Annotated in this window: 16 protein-coding genes; 10 read left to right on the forward strand and 6 right to left on the reverse strand. The window is 64.2% G+C overall.

The genetic code is table 11. The features are described 5' to 3' along the window. Window positions 1-17 precede the first annotated feature (17 nt). Together E3T38_RS13330 and E3T38_RS13335 are read left to right on the forward strand one after the other, a co-directional pair. Complete coding sequence (locus tag E3T38_RS13330) at window positions 18-2204, forward strand: DEAD/DEAH box helicase (protein WP_134548635.1); 2187 nt, start codon at window positions 18-20, stop codon at window positions 2202-2204. A 5-nt stretch (window positions 2205-2209) separates the two neighbouring features. Then, window positions 2210-3238: a 6-phosphofructokinase gene (locus E3T38_RS13335; RefSeq protein ID WP_134548636.1), complete on the forward strand. Its 1029-nt coding sequence runs from the start codon at window positions 2210-2212 to the stop codon at window positions 3236-3238. Window positions 3239-3283: 45 nt separating this feature from the next. Here E3T38_RS13335 and E3T38_RS13340 read toward each other — a convergent pair whose 3' ends face one another. Then, a complete protein-coding gene (locus E3T38_RS13340; RefSeq protein ID WP_104197039.1) occupies window positions 3284-3538 on the reverse strand; it encodes a mycoredoxin in 255 nt (84 codons plus the stop codon). Between the two features lie 73 nt (window positions 3539-3611). Here E3T38_RS13340 and E3T38_RS13345 point away from each other — a divergent pair, with 73 nt between their 5' ends. Further along, the gene (locus E3T38_RS13345) at window positions 3612-4085 is read left to right on the forward strand and encodes an 8-oxo-dGTP diphosphatase (RefSeq protein WP_134548637.1); all 474 of its coding nucleotides are present in this window, start codon (window positions 3612-3614) and stop codon (window positions 4083-4085) included. A 180-nt stretch (window positions 4086-4265) separates the two neighbouring features. On the opposite strand, the gene E3T38_RS13350 is transcribed toward E3T38_RS13345, so the two are convergent. Next, a complete protein-coding gene (locus tag E3T38_RS13350; protein ID WP_134548638.1) occupies window positions 4266-5543 on the reverse strand; it encodes a uracil-xanthine permease family protein in 1278 nt (425 codons plus the stop codon). A gap of 81 nt (window positions 5544-5624) precedes the next feature. Here E3T38_RS13350 and E3T38_RS13355 point away from each other — a divergent pair, with 81 nt between their 5' ends. Further along, window positions 5625-7190 (forward strand): carboxylesterase/lipase family protein, encoded by a 1566-nt coding sequence (locus tag E3T38_RS13355; RefSeq protein ID WP_134548639.1) that lies wholly within the window; start codon window positions 5625-5627, stop codon window positions 7188-7190. A gap of 66 nt (window positions 7191-7256) precedes the next feature. Next, window positions 7257-8726 carry an NCS2 family permease gene (locus E3T38_RS13360; RefSeq protein WP_104197035.1) on the forward strand — a complete coding sequence of 490 codons (1470 nt, stop codon included), beginning with the start codon at window positions 7257-7259 and terminating at the stop codon, window positions 8724-8726. 158 nt (window positions 8727-8884) lie between these two features. On the opposite strand, the gene E3T38_RS13365 is transcribed toward E3T38_RS13360, so the two are convergent. Next, entirely contained in the window at window positions 8885-9760 is an 876-nt protein-coding gene (locus E3T38_RS13365) for a fumarylacetoacetate hydrolase family protein (RefSeq protein WP_134548640.1), read from the reverse strand. 316 nt (window positions 9761-10076) lie between these two features. On the opposite strand from E3T38_RS13365, the gene E3T38_RS13370 reads away from it, so the two are divergent. From E3T38_RS13370 to E3T38_RS13380, 3 genes are all read left to right on the forward strand, one after another. Continuing rightward, entirely contained in the window at window positions 10077-11462 is a 1386-nt protein-coding gene (locus tag E3T38_RS13370) for an FAD-binding oxidoreductase (RefSeq protein ID WP_134548641.1), read from the forward strand. A 31-nt stretch (window positions 11463-11493) separates the two neighbouring features. Next, window positions 11494-12741: a PrsW family intramembrane metalloprotease gene (locus E3T38_RS13375; RefSeq protein WP_134548642.1), complete on the forward strand. Its 1248-nt coding sequence runs from the start codon at window positions 11494-11496 to the stop codon at window positions 12739-12741. Between the two features lie 182 nt (window positions 12742-12923). Then, a complete protein-coding gene (locus tag E3T38_RS13380; RefSeq protein WP_134548643.1) occupies window positions 12924-13295 on the forward strand; it encodes an FKBP-type peptidyl-prolyl cis-trans isomerase in 372 nt (123 codons plus the stop codon). A gap of 87 nt (window positions 13296-13382) precedes the next feature. Here the strand turns inward: E3T38_RS13380 and E3T38_RS13385 are convergent, their stop codons facing one another. Next, the gene (locus E3T38_RS13385) at window positions 13383-13826 is read right to left on the reverse strand and encodes a pyridoxamine 5'-phosphate oxidase family protein (protein ID WP_134548644.1); all 444 of its coding nucleotides are present in this window, start codon (window positions 13824-13826) and stop codon (window positions 13383-13385) included. A 221-nt stretch (window positions 13827-14047) separates the two neighbouring features. Between E3T38_RS13385 and E3T38_RS13390 the strand changes: the two genes are divergently transcribed. Next, window positions 14048-15799 (forward strand): BCCT family transporter, encoded by a 1752-nt coding sequence (locus tag E3T38_RS13390; protein WP_134548645.1) that lies wholly within the window; start codon window positions 14048-14050, stop codon window positions 15797-15799. 22 nt (window positions 15800-15821) lie between these two features. Here E3T38_RS13390 and E3T38_RS13395 read toward each other — a convergent pair whose 3' ends face one another. Together E3T38_RS13395 and E3T38_RS13400 are read right to left on the reverse strand one after the other, a co-directional pair. After that, complete coding sequence (locus tag E3T38_RS13395) at window positions 15822-16088, reverse strand: protealysin inhibitor emfourin (RefSeq protein WP_104127290.1); 267 nt, start codon at window positions 16086-16088, stop codon at window positions 15822-15824. A 9-nt stretch (window positions 16089-16097) separates the two neighbouring features. Beyond that, on the reverse strand, window positions 16098-17252 hold the full coding sequence (locus tag E3T38_RS13400) for a M4 family metallopeptidase (RefSeq protein WP_134548646.1): 1155 nt from the start codon (window positions 17250-17252) through the stop codon (window positions 16098-16100). 69 nt (window positions 17253-17321) lie between these two features. Here E3T38_RS13400 and E3T38_RS13405 point away from each other — a divergent pair, with 69 nt between their 5' ends. Next, the gene (locus E3T38_RS13405) at window positions 17322-18212 is read left to right on the forward strand and encodes an LLM class flavin-dependent oxidoreductase (RefSeq protein WP_134548647.1); all 891 of its coding nucleotides are present in this window, start codon (window positions 17322-17324) and stop codon (window positions 18210-18212) included. Window positions 18213-18218 lie beyond the last annotated feature (6 nt).

Genomic DNA, 18218 nt, shown 5'->3' on the forward strand with positions numbered 1-18218 from the left:
CTTCGAAGTGGAGAACAATGGCTTATACCCGCACCGATGCCTCGGGCAGCCGGAACAATCCCGGTCGTAACGGAGTCACCCGCAATCGGGCTCATCCGCGCTCCCGCGACGACGACGCCCCGATCATCCCGATTCTCGCTCGTAAGGTGCGCGAGGTCGAGGCCAAGGCGCAGTCCGGTACCAAGCTCGGCCCGACCAATCGCACGAAATACCAGGTCATCGCCCTGTTGATGCGTGAAGAACGGGCCAGGGTCAAAGGCGACAAGGAACTCTCCGACGCGAACCGAGCAGAGTTGCTCAAACGCCTCGACGGGATCGCGCAAATTCTGGCCAAGACTGCCGCCAGGGATACAAGCCTGATCACGCTGCTCGAACCCGATGCCGGCGTCTCCACCGTCGCCCAGCGGTTTCGGCGTGATTGGCTGCTCGAATCCGGTGCCGAGCTCAGCCCCGACGAACTCATCATCACCCGCGAGCCCGAGGCGGCACCGGTAGTGCTGCAGAACCAGGTCATCCCCCAGTCGGTGAAAGCCAGGCAGCTCGCCAACCCGTTCCTCGCCCCCGACTTCAGCGCCGCCGCACAGCCGATCGTGCACCCGCGTCGGCTCGCCAACTGGGAGCTGCTCGGCCCGCTGTTCAAATCATTCGAGTACGGTTCAGGCGGCCAGGCGGCCAGCATGGACATGCCGGAGGCACCTGGCCGTGACCGGCTCTCGCCGGGCGGCATGGAACTCATGCGGCATCAAGCCCGCTTCATCGAGAGCGCCCGGCTCGGGCACCGCAGTTACCTACTCGCCGACGAGCCGGGCCTCGGCAAGACCGCGCAGAGCCTGCTGGCGGCATCCGTTGCCAACGCCTATCCGCTTCTGGCCATTGTGCCCAACGTGGTGAAGATGAACTGGGCGCGTGAAGTGGAACTGTGGACGCCGAACCGGCGGGCAACGGTCATTCACGGCGACGGCGACAGCCTCGACGCTTTCGCCGATGTGGTGGTGGTGAACTACGACGTTCTCGACCGGCACCTGGCCTGGCTCGGTACGCTCGGGTTCAAAGGAATGGTTGTCGACGAGGCGCACTTCATCAAGAATCTGTCGTCCCAGCGGTCCAAGCATGTGCTCTCGCTCGCGGACCAGATTCGCCGCCGAACCCCGGGCGGCAACCCGCTGCTGATGGCACTCACCGGAACCCCACTCATCAACGACGTCGATGATTTTCGTGCCATCTGGCAGTTCCTCGGTTGGATCGACGGCGACAAACCGGCCCCTGCGCTGCTGAAACGCCTGGAAGAGACCGGCCTGACCCCGGCCGACATGGGCTTCTACAAGGAAGCCCGTGCTGCCGTCATCGACATGGGCATCGTGCGTCGCCGTAAGGTCGACGTAGCCGCCGATCTGCCGGCCAAGCGCATCGCCGACCTGCCGGTGGAACTCGATGACGACCTCGGTCGATCGATCCGCCAGGCCGAACGCGAACTGGGTGCCCGACTGGTCACCCGGTACCACGCGCTCGTGGCCGCCAGGCATGCCGGCTCGGGCGGCCCGGCCGTTCCCGACGAAGACCAGCGGGATGCGTACGTTCGCGCCATCGCCCACGCCGAACTCGAAGATTCCAAAGGCCAGACCACCGGGGAAAACGTGTTCACGATGGTGCGCAAGATCGGCCAGGCCAAGGCCGGGCTGGCGGCGGACTACGCCGCGCAACTGGCGCGCTCGGTCGGCAAGGTAGTGTTCTTCGCCAAGCACATCGACGTCATGGACACGGCAGAGGAGATCTTCGCCAAGCGCGACCTGAAAACGGTGTCGTTGCGCGGGGACCAGAGTGCAGTGGCCCGCCAGGCTGCGATCGACTCCTTCAACAACGATCCCGATGTCGCCATCGCGGTGTGCTCGCTGACCGCGGCCGGGGTCGGCGTCAACCTGCAGGCCGCGTCGCACGTGGTGCTGGCCGAACTGAGCTGGACCGCCGCCGAGCAGACCCAGGCTATCGACCGGGTGCACCGCATCGGTCAGGATGAACCGGTCACCGCCTGGCGCATCATCGCAGCGCACACCATCGACGCACGCATTGCCGACCTGATCGGCAGCAAAGAGGGTCTTGCAGCTCGCGCCCTCGATGGTTCCCAAGCGGAGTACTCGACCACCGATTCGGTACAGGCGAGTGCTCTTATCTACCTGCTCACCCAAGCCCTCGACGGAAAGCTGTAGATCGCATGAAGATCGGTATTCTCACCAGCGGCGGCGATTGCCCCGGACTCAACGCGGTTATTCGCGGCGCTGTGCTCAAGGGTGTGCGCACGCACGACTTTGAGTTCGTCGGAATTCGCAATGGTTGGCGCGGACTCGTGCAGAACGAGTTCATGCCCCTCGACCGCCACAGTGTGCGCGGCCTGTCCCGTCAGGGTGGAACCATCCTCGGCAGTTCCCGCACCAACCCGTTTGAGGGTGAGAATGGCGGTCCGGAGAATATCCAGCGCACTCTCGATGCAAAGGGTATCGACGCTGTGATCGCCATCGGCGGGGAGGGCACGCTGACCGCCGCGCACCGCCTCACCGAGGCCGGCCTCAACATTGTCGGGGTTCCGAAAACCATCGACAACGACCTCGAGGCCACCGATTATTCTTTCGGTTTCAACACCGCTGTCGAAATCGCCACCGAGGCGATCGACCGTTTGCGCACCACCGCCGAGTCCCACGGCCGCTGCATGGTTGTTGAAGTGATGGGACGCCACGTCGGCTGGATCGCGCTGCACTCCGGGATGGCCGGTGGCGCCCACGCCATTCTCATTCCCGAGCAGCCCAAGTCGATCGCGCAGATCTGCGAGTGGGTGGAGCGTGTGCGCGACCGTGGCCGAGCCCCGGTCATCGTCGTTTCGGAGGGCTTTTTGCTCGCGGGCATGGAGGAGGCGCACTCGACCAAGGGGCTCGACGCTTTTCACCGTCCCCGTCTCGGCGGAATCAGCGAGATTATTGCCCCGCTCATCGAGGAACATACCGGCATCGAAAGCCGGGCAACGGTGCTAGGCCACACCCAGCGTGGCGGGGCGCCATCGGCCTACGACCGAGTGCTCGCCACGCGGCTCGGAATGGCAGCGGTCGACGCGATCCACAACGAGCAGTGGGGTTCCATGGTGTCCCTGCGCGGCACCGAGATCGATGTCGTGAGCATCGCCTCGGCCACCATCGGCCTCAAGCGGGTCCCACCAGCCCGCTACGACGAGGCGTCTGTACTGTTCGGCTAGGCCGGCGTACTGTTCGGCTAGGCGGGGTCGAGCATGGCGGTCAGGTCAGGCCAGTTTGGCCTGCACCTGGGCCAGCGAGGGGTTGGTCGCAGCCGATCCGTCGGGGTAGAGAATGGTCGGTACCGTCTGGTTGCCGTTGTTGAGGCTCATCACCAGCTCCGGCGTACCGTCAACCCGCTCAATGTTGACCTCGGTGTAGCCGATCCCGGCGCTGTCGAGTTGCTTCTTCAATCGTTTGCAGTAACCGCACCAATCGGTCGTGAACATGGTGATGGTTCCGGTAGCGGGTACAAAGTTCATATGCGCAGCCTATCCGCACTGCCTTAGAGTCCACTCCGTGCGCACGGCTTGGAACGAGCATTAAGATAGGCCAATGACTTTGCCCCAGGTGTGCGTGTGCTACCTCACTCGACTATCTCCCGAAGGTGATCGGCAGGTACTGCTGGGGCGCAAGAAGAAAGGCCTCGGCGTGGGCAATATAGTCGGCGTCGGCGGCAAACTCGAAATCGGTGAGAGCGCAGTGGATGCGGCCGTTCGCGAAATCGAGGAGGAGTCCGGACTCGTGGTGGCGGCATCCGCTCTGACCGAACTCGGGTTTCTCACGTATCTGTTCCCGCACCGCGAAGAGTGGAGCCAGGAGTCGACCGTGTTCGTCTGCGACGAGTGGTCGGGAACTCCGCGGGAATCGAACGAGCTCAACCCGGTATGGTTCGACATTGCGAACCTGCCCGTCGATGAGATGTGGGATGATGCCCGGCATTGGCTGCCGGGAGTCCTCGCCGGGATCCCGGTGCGTGCAACGTTCACCTTCGGCCCTGATCTGGAAACCGTCGTGTCTCGTGCCTGAATTCAGCTGGAACCTGATCACCTGATCACCTGATCACCTGATCACCTGATCACCTGATTGATGGGCCTGCCGTCGAGCCCGAGCCTTGCGCACTTCGGTGGACTGATGGGCGCCACGATCACCGGCGTCGGCGCCCACAGGCCAGACCGGCACATTCATCCGCTCGTCGCGTGGGGTGGGTCAGGCGGTTTTGCGCACTCGGCCGAGCCAGGTCATCAGGTGGTAGATAACGATGGCCGCTACCGTTCCGAGCGCGATGCCGTTGAAGCTGAGTGTTCCGGCGTTGAGTGTGAAGTCGGCGATACCGATAATGAGCGCGGTCGCGGCGGTGAACTGGTTCACCGGCTTGGAGAAGTCGACCTTATTGTCGAACCAGATCTTGACGCCGATGACGCCGATCAGCCCGTAGAGCGCGGTGGTGACACCGCCGAGCACGCCATCGGGGATCGTGAAGATGATCGCACCGACCTTGGGGGAGAGGCCGAGCAGAATAGCGACGATTCCGGCGACCCAGTAGGCCGCCGTGGAGTAGATGCGGGTCGCCGCCATGACACCGATGTTTTCGCCGTAAGTGGTGGTTCCGCTGCCGCCGCCAAAACCGGCGAGCATGGTGGCCAGACCGTCGGCGAGCAGGGCCCGTCCGGTGAGTCGGTTCACCTTGGCATCCGTCATCTGGGCCACACCTTTGATGTGGCCGACGTTCTCGGCGATGAGCACGAGCACGACGGGAAGAAAAGCGGGCAGCACCCCGAACACGGCCGCCGGGTTCTCGAAGGGGTTGGCCGGCGCGGTGAACGGAGGCAGGCCGATCCAGGCCGCGTCCGCAACGCGGCTGAAGTCCACCTCACCGAGGAAGATCGCAGCGACGTAGCCCACGAGCACGCCGAGAAAGATTGAGAGCCTGCCGAGGATGCCGCGAAACAGCACGGTGCAAAGAATCACCGCGACGAGCGTGATGAGCGCGGTGAGCGGTGCCTTGTCGAAATTGGCCTTGGCCACCGGGGCCAGATTGAAGCCGATGAGGGCCACGATCGCGCCCGACACGATCGGCGGCATCAGCCGGTCGATCCAGCCGGTGCCGGTGAGCTGCACGATAACGCCGACCAGGGCGAGCAATACCCCGACGGCCATGATGCCGAACAGGGCGCTCCCCATGCCGGCCGAGGCCGTTGCCGCGGTGATCGGCGCGATGAACGCAAACGACGACCCGAGGTAGCTGGGCAGTTTATTGCCGGTGATCAGGAGAAACAGCAGGGTGCCTATGCCGGAGAACAGCAGGGTCGTGCTCGGCGGGAAGCCGGTGAGCAGGGGCACCAGAAAGGTAGCGCCGAACATGGCGACGACATGCTGCGAGCCCATGCCGATGGTCAATGGCCAGCTCAGTCGTTCGCCAGGGCCGACCACCGCCTGCGCCTCGACGGTTTTTCCGTCACCGTGCAGTGTCCAGGGCAGTGCCATTTGTGTTCTCGTTTCGTCTGGTGCGGTATCTGTGTCGAGCGTAGTCGCAGCCGGTTAGCACCGCGGAATAGACTCGATTCCATGAGCCAGCTCGCTGATCCGACCACCCAGCAGGGTCTCGAAGTGCGGGTGTCGGGCGGTTTGCTCCGCGGAGTTCGTGAACGCGGCGTGGTGGCCTGGCGCGGCATCCCCTACGCGGCCGCTCCGATGGGCGATCTGCGGTTTCGTGCCCCGCAGCCGGCCGCGACCTGGCACGGTGTGCGTGACGCGAGCGTGTGGGGCTTGATCGCCCCGCAGAGCCACAAGGGCCAGTTTCGCGGCGCCCACCCACGCATCCCGCAGGGGGAGGACTGCCTCAACCTCAACGTGATCGCACCCGACGAACGGATTCGGCCCGGTGCACAGTTGCAAGACGCCCTCCGGCCGGTGATGGTGTTCATCCACGGCGGCGCCTACAGTGTCGGTTCCAGCCGCGAGGTGCCACGGCAGGGGGAGGGGCTCGTGCGGCGCGGCGGCATCGTCTATGTCAGCCTGAACTACCGGCTGGGAGCCCTCGGGTACCTGGACTTTTCTCGCTTTGGTTCGCCGGAGCATCCGTTTGAGAGCAACCTCGGCTTGCGAGACCAAGTCGCCGCCCTGCAGTGGGTGCGGAACAACATTCACGCCTTCGGCGGTGATCCGAATGCGGTCACCCTGTTCGGCGAGTCGGCCGGCGGTAACGCGGTCACCACACTGATGACCGTGCCGAGCGCGTCGGGCCTGTTCCAGCGGGCGATCGCACAGAGTGCGCCGCCGAACGCGGTCTACCCGAGTGACATCACTTCGCGCTGGGCCGGCGAGTTCGTGGACAGCCTCAGCGAAGCCCCGGGCCCCTACAGCACCGCCGACGCGGCCCGTCTGTTGCTGGCCGCCGACCCGGCACTGCTCGCCGCCGCCACGACCGCGCTGACCCTGCGTACGCCCGATCAGGACCCGGGTACGATTCCGCTCTGCCCGGTCATCGACGGTGATTTTCTACCGGAGCGGCCGCTCGACGCTTTTCGGGATGGCCGTGCGGCGCGCATCCCGCTCATTATCGGCACGAACGCGCGTGAGGGCTCGCTGTTCAGCGGCCGCATCGATATTCTCGCCACGACGCCCGCGCGCATCCGTGCGATCTTCAAAAAGACCAAGAAGAAAGCGAAGAAGGCACTCAAAGCGCAGTATCCAGGCATCCCGGCGCTGCGGGCCGCGCTGGATTTCGGCGGTGATTACTCATTCTGGTATCCGAGCGTGAAGGTCGGGGAACGACACTCCCGGTACGCACCGGTGTACTTCTACCGTTTCGATGCCGCTCCACGGCTGCTGCGGCTGATGGGCCTTGATGCCACGCATGGTCTCGAACTCTTTCCGTTGTTCGATCGACTCGACGGCTGGTTCGGCCGCGGTATGACGGCGCTCGGCGGGCGTCGTACCTTTCAGGACATCGCAACACGGATGCAGGGCTGGTGGCTGTGCTTCGTGCACGGCGGGGTGCCATCGGCCGAGTGGCCGCTCTACGATGAAACCACGCGCGCGACGCTCATCATTGATCGGGACGACCAGGTCGAGTCGGACCCGCACCGGGAACGGCGCCTGGCCTGGGGACGGTTCGTGCCACACGTTTAAGTAGTGTGCCTGGCCTGGTCATAGACTAAGACCTTGCATTAAGAGCCACGGCACCGGGAGTACACCATTTCGAGCACTGAAACACCCACTACTGCGGCTTCGCGTGGCCTGAAAGCCCGCGTCGACGCGTACTTCGAGATCTCCAGCCGTGGCTCCACCTGGTCAAGAGAATTCCGTGGCGGAGTCGTCACTTTCGTGACGATGGCCTACATCGTTATCTTGAACCCGCTCATTCTCGGCGGGTTCAGCGCCGACCAGGCCGCCGTCGACGTAGAGGGTGGCTGGCTTCCCAACGAGCAGGTCGCCGCCGTCACGGCGCTGACTGCCGGAGTCATGACTATTCTGTTCGGCGTCATCGCCCGCCTGCCCTACGGCTTCGCAGCCGGGCTCGGGATCAACTCGTTCCTCGCCGTGAGCGTCGTCGGCCAGGTCACCTGGGCCGAAGCGATGGGCCTTGTGGTCATCAATGGGCTCATCATCGTGCTGCTCGCCTCGACCGGCCTGCGCGAACTGATCTTCAACGCCATTCCCCGGCCTCTGAAAATCGCCATCACGGTAGGAATCGGCCTGTTTATCGCGTTCATCGGCCTGGTCGACTCCGGTTTCGTGCGGGCCAGTGGTGCGAACTCGCCGCCGGTGCAGCTCGGCGACGCTGGCTCGATCGCAACGTTGCCGACGGCGATTTTCGTGATCGGGCTCATCATCATGGGGGTCCTTGTGGCCCGTAGGGTGAAGGCTGCCCTGCTGATCGGCATCGTCGTGACGACCATCATCGCCGTCATTCTCGAGGCAATTTTCAGGGTGGGACCCTCGTTCGGTACCAACCCGGCCGGTTGGAACCTGAACGCGCCCGTGCTGCCGACGAGTGTGGTCGCCCTGCCCGACTTCGCACTGATCGGCCAGGTGTCCTTCGGCGCGTTCGAGCGCATCGGCATGCTCGCCGCCGTGATGCTCGTCTTCACCCTCGTCTTCACGAACTTCTTCGACGCCATGGGAACCATGACCGGCTTGGCCAGTGAGGCCGGATTGGCTGACAAGGACGGAAAGTTCCCGCGGCTGAAATCCGCGCTCATCGTCGAGGGTATCGGAGCTGTCGCCGGTGGTGCGACGAGTGCCTCGTCGAACACCGTGTTCATCGAATCGGGCGCCGGCATCGGAGAGGGAGCCCGCACGGGCGTTGCCAACGTAGTCACCGGTATCCTCTTTCTGGCCGCCATGTTCTTCACTCCGCTCACCCAGATCGTGCCGCTGGAAGTGGCTGCCGCGGCGCTCGTCATCGTCGGAGCACTCATGGTGTCGCAGATTCGCCACCTCGACTTCACCGAATTCTCCAGCACGCTGCCGATCTTTCTGACGATCATCGTGATGCCGCTGACCTACTCAATCGCCAACGGTATCGGTGCCGGGTTCATCAGCTGGGTGCTCGTGCGCAGCCTCTCCGGCAAAGCACGTGAGATCAGTCCGCTGTTGTGGGTCGTCGCCGTCGGTTTCATACTCTTCTTCGTGCGTGGTCCGGTCGAGGCTCTGATCGGCTGAGTGATCGAAGGCATCGTCAGGGCGGCAACGCAGGTGCACGACGACGATTGGCCGTGGTTCGACCCGCGGCAGCCGCGAACGGATGCCGCGCGACTAGATCTCGCGACTAGATCTCGCGACTAGATCTTGCGACTAGATCTTGCGACTAGATCTTGCGACTAGATCTCGCGACAGTGCGTCGTGAGCATGCCGATCTTGTCGATCGAAATGGTCACGGTCGACCCGTCGCGTAAAAAAATCGAAGGTTTACGGCTGTAGCCGGCGCCGCCTGGACTGCCGGTGGAGATCAGGGTTCCCGGCAGAAGAGTGGAGGTTGTGGACAAGTAGGAGATGATCTCCGCGACGGTGCGCACCATGTCGCCGCTCGAAGCGTCCTGCAGAATACGGCCGTCGACGTGGGTGGTCAGCCACAGATTCTGCGGGTCACCAATCTCATCGGCGGTGACGACGAGCGGGCCGGTCGGGGTGAAACCATCAAAGGATTTGCAGCGAGACCACTGTGCCTCTGAGAACTGCAGGTCGCGAGCGGTGATGTCGTTCACGACCGTGTACCCAAAGACATAGTCCAGGGCGTCGGCGACTAACACGTTGCGGGCCGGGCGGCCGATGATGACACCCAATTCGGCTTCGTAGTCGACCTGGGTGGTGAGGTCGCGCGGCCAGGTGATGGTCGAGCCGTGCCCGGTGAGCGAGTTGGGCCAGAGCGAGAACACGGTCGCCGCCGTTTCGAGGCGCAGGCTCAGCTCGGAGGAGTGAGCGGCGTAATTGGCGCCGATTGCGATGATCTGCGGCGGTCTGAGCACCGCGGAAGAGTGTCGCAGTTCGTCGACCGGGGTGAGTGCTGCGCCGTTGGAGGCGGCGTCGAGGCTGATCGCGCGGATGCGTTCGTACTCGGCGTCGCCCTGTTCGAGCAGGTCTTGCAGGTCACGCGGAGCGTCGTCAATGACGTCGTCCAGGAACAGCGCCGCATCGTCAAAGATCACGGCCAATCGGGGAACGGAGGAGCCGTCAACTCTCAAATGCGCAAATTTCACTCTCTTAGGCTAACGGGCGCGAACCCGCGTTGGCTTGTGGGGGGCTCCAACCCTCGGCTTGTCTGCTTGGAGGAAACGGGCGAAGGGCTGCTGTGGCCCCGGCGCAGGTGCACGCCGGCGTAACTGCGCCCGCGGGCCCGGTCGGCCCCGCGGGCGGCGAGTGCATTCGGGGCAACGGTGAGCCCGACGCGGCCAGCTCCCTCCCAACGTCAGGTTGCTCGTCAACAGTATGTCGGGGCCACCCCTGAGCGTGCCACGCCTGGCCGGAAGGCGGTAGCGCAGACTCAAACACGCAGCGGCTCGATAGACTGTGGCGATGAACGCACTGCTGCGGCTCCAGTCCGAGCTCGGCGCAATCGTCAGCGTCGATCTCCTCGACCTTGAGGCTAATCGCGCCGACAAATCCGGCTGGGTGGCCGACGGTACGCCGCTTGCCATCGTGCGCGCTACGACGGTCGATCACGTTCAAGCGGCGCTGCGCATTGCAACCGAATTTCGGGTACCGGTAGTCACACGTGGCGCCGGAACCGGCCTGTCGGGCGGAGCCTGCGGTACCGACGGATCCATCGTGCTGAGCGTGGCCGGACTGACCCGCATCATCGAAATCAACCCCGACGACGAACTTGCTGTCGTCGAGGCCGGCGTGATCAATCAGCACTTCAACGATGTCCTCGCGAAACAGGACCTCTGGTTTGCCCCGGACCCGGCCAGCAAGGGCATCTCTACCGTCGGCGGTAACATCGCCACGAATGCCGGCGGGCTGCTGTGCGCGAAGTATGGGGTCACCCGGGAAGCTGTGCTCGGTCTGACCGTCGTGCTCGCCGACGGCAGTCTGCTGCGCACCGGGCATCGCACGGTCAAGGGCGTCACCGGTTACGATCTCACGGCGTTGCTCACCGGATCCGAGGGTACCCTCGGCGTCATCGTCGACGCGACGGTGCGGGTGCGCGCGCTGACCGCTGGCACTGTTGCCACCATCGGTGCGGTTTTTGACACGGTGATGGCGGCGGCCGCAGCCAGCGCTTTGATCACTGCCGCACGGATCCGTCCCGCAGTGATGGAACTGATCGACCCGGTAGCGCTCGGCATGGTGGCCGCGTACCTCGGGCCCGACGGCTCGGCCGGCCTGCCACTCGGCCAGGGTGCGTTTCTGCTCGTGCAGACCGACGGACCGGCGGCACTCGCCGAAGCCGAGGCGGCCGTGGTGGTGCTGCGGGCAGCTGGCGGCCAAGCCAGTTTGTCAACGGATGCTGCCTCTGGCGATCGTCTGCTGGCCATTCGTCGCGCCATGCACCCGGCCCTCGAACAATTCGGTCGGGTGCTCATCGAAGACGTGTCGGTGCCGCGTTCGCGCATGGCCGAGATGTTCGCCGTCATCGCCGAGATCAGCGCACGAACCGGTATCCCCATTCCCACCGTCGCCCATGCCGGCGACGGTAACCTGCACCCGAACTTCGTCATACCGCGCGGCGGTGCAGACGACGCGGTGGTGCCCGATGAGATCTGGGCCGCCGCCGACGAGATGTTTCAGGCTGCACTGGCCTTGGGCGGCACGCTCACCGGCGAACACGGTGTCGGCGTGCTGAAGCGTCGCTGGCTGCGCGATGAGATCGGTGACACGAGCCTCGTCTTGCAACGCCAGCTCAAAGCGGTCTTCGACCCGCTGGGCCTGCTGAACCCCGGCACCATGTTCGACGCCTGAACTGCTGATTCGGAGCCGGTATTGTCGAGTAATGAGCCTCGATCAGCCGCCAGGCCAGCATCCCACCGAACAGCGGTCGAGCCAACACCTGCCCGTGCAGGCGAGTCAGGCTCCGGTGCAACCGGTCTGGAGCCAGCCGGTGCTCCCGTCTCGCGCCGGCCCGATCGTACTGGCCGTGATCGGCATCGTGTTCGCGGGGATGGCCCTGCTTGCCGTGTTTTGGTACCTGACCACATTCCTTGGCGCCGACGCCCTGCTCGTCGGGCTGATCCTGGCGCTACTGCCGCTTACGGTGGTGCTGCTGGCGGTGCGCTGGATCGACCGCTGGGATCCGGAGCCGCGACCCGCCCTCATCTTCGCGCTGCTGTGGGGCGCGGGAATCTCCGTCGTCACCGCCTTGGTCTTCGATCTTGGCGTGCAGGTCACGATTGCGGCCAGCGCGGGGGCCCTGACCGGGAGTGATTTCGCATCCGCTGTCGTCCAGGCCCCGATTGTGGAAGAAGTCGCCAAGGGCTTCGGTGTGCTTGCGCTGTTCTGGGCGGTGCGAAGGCACTTTGACGGGCCAGTCGACGGTGTCGTCTACGCCGCGACGATTGCGGCCGGCTTTGCCTTCTCGGAGAATATTCAGTACTTCGGTCTGGCTTTGACCGAGGGCGACGCGCAAAGACTCGGCATGACGTTTTTGCTGCGCGGGGTCTTTTCGCCGTTCGCGCACGTCACTTTCACGATCTGCACCGGGCTTGCCCTCGGCCTGGCCGCGAGGCGCAGCGCCAGCCGCGGCGGGGCGGTCGGTTATTTTCTGATCGGTCTGCTACCGGCGATCATTCTGCACGCACTGTGGAATGGCAGCACCTTTGTACTCGACGGCGACGCCTCCGTGCTCGCCTATTACGCGGTCGTGCAAGTGCCGTTGTTCATCGCCGCCATTCTCGTCGTTGCGTTTTTGCGCCGGCAAGAGGCTCGCACCACCCTGCGCCGTCTACACGAATATTCGCAGGCCGGATGGTTCACCGCAGCCGAGGTCTCGATGCTGGGCACCGGTTCCGGTCGACGGCAGGCGCTCGCCTGGGGCAGACGCCAGCAACGACCGAAGAAAGTCGCGATGCGCCGTTTCATAGCGGATGCGACGCGGCTTGCCTGTGTGCGCGACCGTCTTGTTCGCGGCCAGAACACCGCGGCCCTGCACACCCATGAGGCGCAACTGCTCGGACTGCTGATGAATCACCGGGCCGACGTGCTCGGTCAGATGCGGCCGGGTTCGGCGCCAGCGGCACCGTGATCAGGTTGAGTCACGCGGGACAACAGAAACTCGCCGCTTCGGTGGTGTGGCGGTGCCGACGACTCTCCCGATGCGACGAGTTGGTGTGTGTTAAGAGTGCACCCGGAACCCGCCAGGCGCAAGCATTATTTTCGCAGCACCCCTGGTATGCAATCCGGGGCGGAATCCGCTTGGATAGGGGTATGACTGATTTGAATTCCAAGCCCGAAATTGATTTCCCAGAGGGCGTTGCGCCCGAACAACTCGAGATCACCGATGTCGTCGTCGGTGATGGCGCTGAAGCTATGGCCGGAGCCACCGTCGACGTGCACTACCTGGGCGTCGAGTTCGCGTCCGGCGATGAATTCGACTCGTCGTGGAACCGCGGCCAGTCGATCAACTTTCCGCTGCGCTCACTCATCGCCGGCTGGCAGGAAGGCATCCCCGGCATGAAGGTCGGCGGGCGCCGCAAGCTCGTTGTGCCGCCGCACCTCGCTTACGGCCCGGCCGGCTCTGGGCACCGTCTCTCCGGCCAGACCTTGATTTTTGTGATCGACCTGCTCGGCGTGAGCTAACCCGCGGCGCCAAGAACCACACGGAACGGGATACGGCTGCTGTAGCTGTATCCCGTTTTGTCTGCGCGCTGACCTGATCAGCAACGATTAGGTCAGCGTCGCCGTCGGCTCCGGGCCAAGCACAAACCGGCGCCCGGTGATTGAATCCGGTACGATCTCGACAAAAACCGGCTTGACCGTGGGAATCAGCGGATGCAACGGCAACGTTGCGGCGTCGTCGACGTCCCGCTGGGTGTCGAGCGCGCGGGCCGTTCCGTGCACGACGACACTCCATGCTTCATCGCGGCCCACGCCATCTGTTTCGAACGCGACGTGGTTGTTGACCGTGAGCTCGATCAGTTTGGTGCCCGGAGAAGTACGAAACAGCAGACGTCGGTCGGCGGCGACAAAATTGACCGGAAAAATATCGGGGCGGCCACCGACGGCCACGGCCAGGCGGCCCAGGCTGGCCGAGAGCAAGGCGTTCCAGCATTCCTCTTCGCTGAGATTCTGCACGGCCGATGCGGCCGCGTTCACGTCGTTGAAAGTCATGATCCATCGTCACACGCCCCGGGCCACAGGGCGAGCCGGGCCGGCGTGTTTCGTCCTGCGGCAGGCAAACTGGCGCCGAGAATATTTTGTCCCCGTGTCTGGGGTGTTATGCCTGTAAGCTGGAGATTTGCCCAGCGGGGCAGGCACCTGGCGGTGCACAAGCGGTTTCATCCTGAGGGATTTTATCGCGCGTCGCAATCTATTCCTGAGAGGGTTCCACAGTGAGTGCATTACCCGAAGTACCGGCGAAAACGCCACACAGAAGTCCTTCCAAAGCCCGTCTTTTTGTCGTTGCGGCGCCTCGAGTGTTCTACCCGGCACTCGGCATCATTCTGGCCGTCGTCATCGTCGCCATCGCCTTTCCCGTGCGCACGGGCAGCGTTCTGGCCCTGTTGCAGGGCTGGGTGGTAGCCGGGCTTGGCCCGTACTATGTGGTTATCGTCGCGGCTTTCGTCGTGTTCGCCATTTGGATGGGTCTGAGCCGTTTCGGCGACATCAAGTTGGGTAAAGACGACGACGAACCCGAATTTGGTCTGATGAGCTGGTTCTCGATGCTCTTCGCTGCCGGCATGGGCATTGGCCTGGTCTTCTGGGGGGCCTCTGAACCCCTCACCTTCTTCACGACTCCAAAGCCGGGCGTGACCGGTGATTCCGCGGATCTCGCCGCCGCAGCGATGACGCAGACCTTCCTGCACTGGGGGTTCCACGCCTGGGCCATCTACGCTGTTGTCGGCCTGGCCCTCGCCTACTCGATCCACCGGAAGGGTCGGCCGGTCTCCATTCGCTGGGCCCTCGAGCCGCTCCTCGGCACCCGCCGGGTCAAGGGCCGCCTCGGTGACGCGATCGACGTGATTGCCATCGTCGGTACCCTGTTCGGTGTCGCGACCTCCCTCGGACTCGGTGTCAAGCAGATTGCCGCCGGACTGAGCTACCTCGGAGTGGTCGGCGAGGTCACCAATACCCTCCTCATCGTTTTGATCATCGTTATCACCATCATCGCGACGGCTTCGGTCGTCAGCGGCGTCGGCAAGGGCATCAAATGGCTCTCCAACATCAACCTCGGCATGGCCGGGCTCCTGCTCGTGGCCGTGCTGCTTCTCGGCCCCACGATGTATCTGCTGCGTATGCTCGTGCAGTCCGTCGGCGGCTACTTCGAAAACGTGGTCGGACTCACCTTTGACACCGGAGCGTTCACTGGCGAGTCCGGCCTGGACTTTCAGGGTGCCTGGACGATCTTCTACTGGGGCTGGTGGATCTCGTGGGCCCCGTTCGTTGGCGTGTTCATCGCGCGCATTTCACGCGGACGTACGGTTCGACAGTTCATTGCCGGCGTGTTGCTCGTTCCGACCCTGGTCACGTTCGTCTGGTTCGCTGTCATGGGCGGCAGTGCCATCCGTCAGGCCTGGGAGGGTGATGGCGGCGGGCTCTTCGACCCGAACGTCGGCATCATCCCCGAGAATGTGCTGTTCAACTTTCTCGGCACCCTTCCGTTCGGCGTGATCCTCTCGGTGCTCGCGGTCATCATCATTGCGATCTTCTTCATCACCTCAGCCGATTCGGGTTCGCTCGTAATTGACATGCTCGCTTCCGGCGGTGACACCAATCCGCCCAAGTGGAGCCGCATCATGTGGGCCGGCCTCGGCGGGCTCGTAGCCATCGCGCTGCTGCTGGCTGGCGGATTAGCGGCCCTGCAGACCGGCGCGATCTTGACCGCCATTCCGGTGAGCATCGTGATGATCGGCATGTGCATTGCCATCTACAAGGCGTTCCGCATCGAACACGAGGTCTTGGTGGCTGCCGAACGCCGCCAGCGTCGTGAGGAGATGGCCCGCCGCATCGGCAAGTCCGTCACCGCGCACCTCGAAGAGAACTTCGACGACCACTTCGGTGATCAGGTCGACGGACACATCGAGGCGGCATTGACCGATGATCCGACGCGGCGCCCGCGCTGGGGTCGTCGTCCGAAGGCATAACACGTGAACCGGGTCAGGGTCGCTACATGCCGTTGGCGGCCCTGACCCGGTTGACCAGATCGCGCCACGGACCGTTCACCTGGGGTTCGGCGAGCACTACCTCGTGCGGAGCGCACCGAATGCGGTAGGCGAATCGGTCAGGGGTGGCCTCGCTGTCGGTGACGTCATCCCAGGGCAGAGAATTCAAGAACTCTGTCCACGTGCTCGGGTCGGGCTGTTCTTCGACCCGAACTTCCCAGGTCAGGCGGATTCCCGCCATCCCGCCGCTGCGGGAGACGATGACTTTCATATCGTGATGTTACTCCGGTGGCAGCGGTGCAGTGGGCGCGGTCGATGATGGGGGTGGTGTCGGCCGGGCGGGGGGAAGAGGAGCGGGAATCGTCGCTATAACGCCCACCGTCGCCCAGGCGTGTAGCACCGCGCTGTGGGCGGCACCACCGCTGCCGTACAGCCGCGCCGCGGTGTCGGCCGTCGCCGCAGCGAAAGCAGCAAAGTCGCTCTGACGGTTCAGCCCGGTACCGGTCAGCGTGTCGTACCAAATACGGCCCGGGGTCTCCCAGGCGTTGCCGCCGAGAGTGTCGGCAACCAGGTAGAACGCGCGGTTGGGAATACCGGAATTGAGATGCACTCCGCCGTTGTCATCGTCGGTTTCGATGTACCCGGTCATGTCGCCGGGCTGCGGATCTTTACCCAGCACATCATCGTTGTACGCGGTGCCGGGCGCTTTCATCGAGCGCAGGGCAACGCCCTCGACCTGGTCCGTGAACAGGCCTTCGCCGATCAGCCAACTGGCGTCTGCCGTCGATTGATTTGTGGCGTGCTGCTCGACCAGGGCGCCGAACACGTCGGAGATGGACTCGTTGAGGGCCCCCGACTGGCCACGGTATTCGAGATTGGCCGTAAATTGGGTGACCCCGTGCGTGAGTTCGTGACCGATCACACTGGGCGAAATAGTGAAGCGGTTGAAGATCTGCCCGTCACCGTCGCCGAACACCATGCGCTCGCCGTCCCAGAAGGCGTTGTCGTATTGTTCGCCGTAGTGCACGGTCGCGTCCATGGGAAGTCCGTTACCGTCGATGCTGTCCCGCCCGAACTGCGTCCAATACAGCATCTGCGTGGCGCCGAGACCGTCGTAGGCCTCATTCACGGCCGGGTCGCCGCCGGCAGGCTGCCCCTCGGCGCGCACTTGCCGACCGGGCAGTCGTTCCTGGCCGCCGGCATCCGAAATAGTGCGGTCTGACTCGCCCGGGGTACGCGCCGGCAGGGTGCGAGCTCCGGAATAAGCAAACGGATGAACCCCGTCGCGCAATTGCCGAATCTGCGAGTCCCGCAGCAATGACGCCCGTGCGGCCGCTGCGGCCTGCGCGAATCGGGGTTCGTCAAGTTTCGCCAGCCTGACCAACAGATAGGGCGGAACGATCGTGCACACGGTGTGGAGCGCGGAATTGTCCATGAGCAGAGTCTGGCACCGGCCGCCGACATTGCAACTACGCGTTTTCGCGCGACTGAATAAACTCGTCGCATGCGCTTTGGAATCGTCATCCTTCCACAGGACCCGTGGTCGGTTGCCCGCAGAAAATGGCTCGGAGCCGAGCAGTACGGCTTCGACCACGCCTTCACTTACGACCACCTCTCCTGGCGCTCACTCGCCGATGAACCATGGAACGCGACTATCCCCACCTTGACCGCTGCTGCGGCCGTGACCGAACGCATCAGGCTGGGCACCTGTGTCTCGTCACCGAACTTTCGGCATCCGGTGCCGTTCGCCAAAGATGTCGCGACGGTCGACGACGTGTCGGGCGGGCGGTTTCTGCTGGGCATCGGATCCGGCGGCACCGGTTTCGACGCGAGCGTTCTCGGTCAGCCGGGGTACACCCCCCGGCAGCGGCACGAACGGTTCGCCGAATTCGTCACAGACCTCGACCTGTTGCTGCGCGGCGAGGAACCCGGCGCGACCGACGGCATTACTTTCGCCGGTGAGTGGTACACCGCCAACAACGCTCGCATGGTGGCATACCCGGCCCACGGCCCGTCCCGCCAGCGAGTGCCGTTCCTGATCGCCGCCAACGGGCCGAAAGGCCTGGGGCTGGTGAGCCGTTTCGGGCAGGGCTGGGTGACTACCGGGCAGGACGGTACGGCGGGGGAGCGTTGGTGGGCCAGCGTGCGCGATCTTACCCACCGGCTCGACGACGTTGTCAGCGGCGACGGTCGCGACCCCGTTACGATCGACCGTTATCTCTCGCTCGACAGCGGCGGAACATATTCTTTGCAGAGCATGAATGTGTTCGAGGATGCCGTCGGCCGGGCCGCCGAGCTCGGCTTCACCGACGTGATCAGTCACTGGCCGCGCGAAAATGGAATCTACTCGGGCGATGAGTCGATACTCGGCACGGTCGCGGCCGTTTTCACGTGAATCAGC

It is taken from the genome of Cryobacterium sp. Hb1 (genome assembly GCF_004403585.1).
Classification (GTDB): domain Bacteria; phylum Actinomycetota; class Actinomycetes; order Actinomycetales; family Microbacteriaceae; genus Cryobacterium; species Cryobacterium lyxosi.

Coding starts and splice junctions, on each gene's coding strand:
- E3T38_RS13345 (WP_134548637.1), top strand. CDS start 3,612: ATGACTTTGCCCCAGGTGTGCGTGTGCTACCTCACTCGACTATCTCCC.
- E3T38_RS13385 (WP_134548644.1), bottom strand. CDS start 13,826: ATGACTTTCAACGACGTGAACGCGGCCGCATCGGCCGTGCAGAATCTC.
- E3T38_RS13370 (WP_134548641.1), top strand. CDS start 10,077: ATGAACGCACTGCTGCGGCTCCAGTCCGAGCTCGGCGCAATCGTCAGC.
- E3T38_RS13400 (WP_134548646.1), bottom strand. CDS start 17,252: ATGGACAATTCCGCGCTCCACACCGTGTGCACGATCGTTCCGCCCTAT.
- E3T38_RS13405 (WP_134548647.1), top strand. CDS start 17,322: ATGCGCTTTGGAATCGTCATCCTTCCACAGGACCCGTGGTCGGTTGCC.
- E3T38_RS13395 (WP_104127290.1), bottom strand. CDS start 16,088: ATGAAAGTCATCGTCTCCCGCAGCGGCGGGATGGCGGGAATCCGCCTG.
- E3T38_RS13350 (WP_134548638.1), bottom strand. CDS start 5,543: ATGGCACTGCCCTGGACACTGCACGGTGACGGAAAAACCGTCGAGGCG.
- E3T38_RS13375 (WP_134548642.1), top strand. CDS start 11,494: ATGAGCCTCGATCAGCCGCCAGGCCAGCATCCCACCGAACAGCGGTCG.
- E3T38_RS13355 (WP_134548639.1), top strand. CDS start 5,625: ATGAGCCAGCTCGCTGATCCGACCACCCAGCAGGGTCTCGAAGTGCGG.
- E3T38_RS13380 (WP_134548643.1), top strand. CDS start 12,924: ATGACTGATTTGAATTCCAAGCCCGAAATTGATTTCCCAGAGGGCGTT.
- E3T38_RS13330 (WP_134548635.1), top strand. CDS start 18: ATGGCTTATACCCGCACCGATGCCTCGGGCAGCCGGAACAATCCCGGT.
- E3T38_RS13335 (WP_134548636.1), top strand. CDS start 2,210: ATGAAGATCGGTATTCTCACCAGCGGCGGCGATTGCCCCGGACTCAAC.
- E3T38_RS13340 (WP_104197039.1), bottom strand. CDS start 3,538: ATGAACTTTGTACCCGCTACCGGAACCATCACCATGTTCACGACCGAT.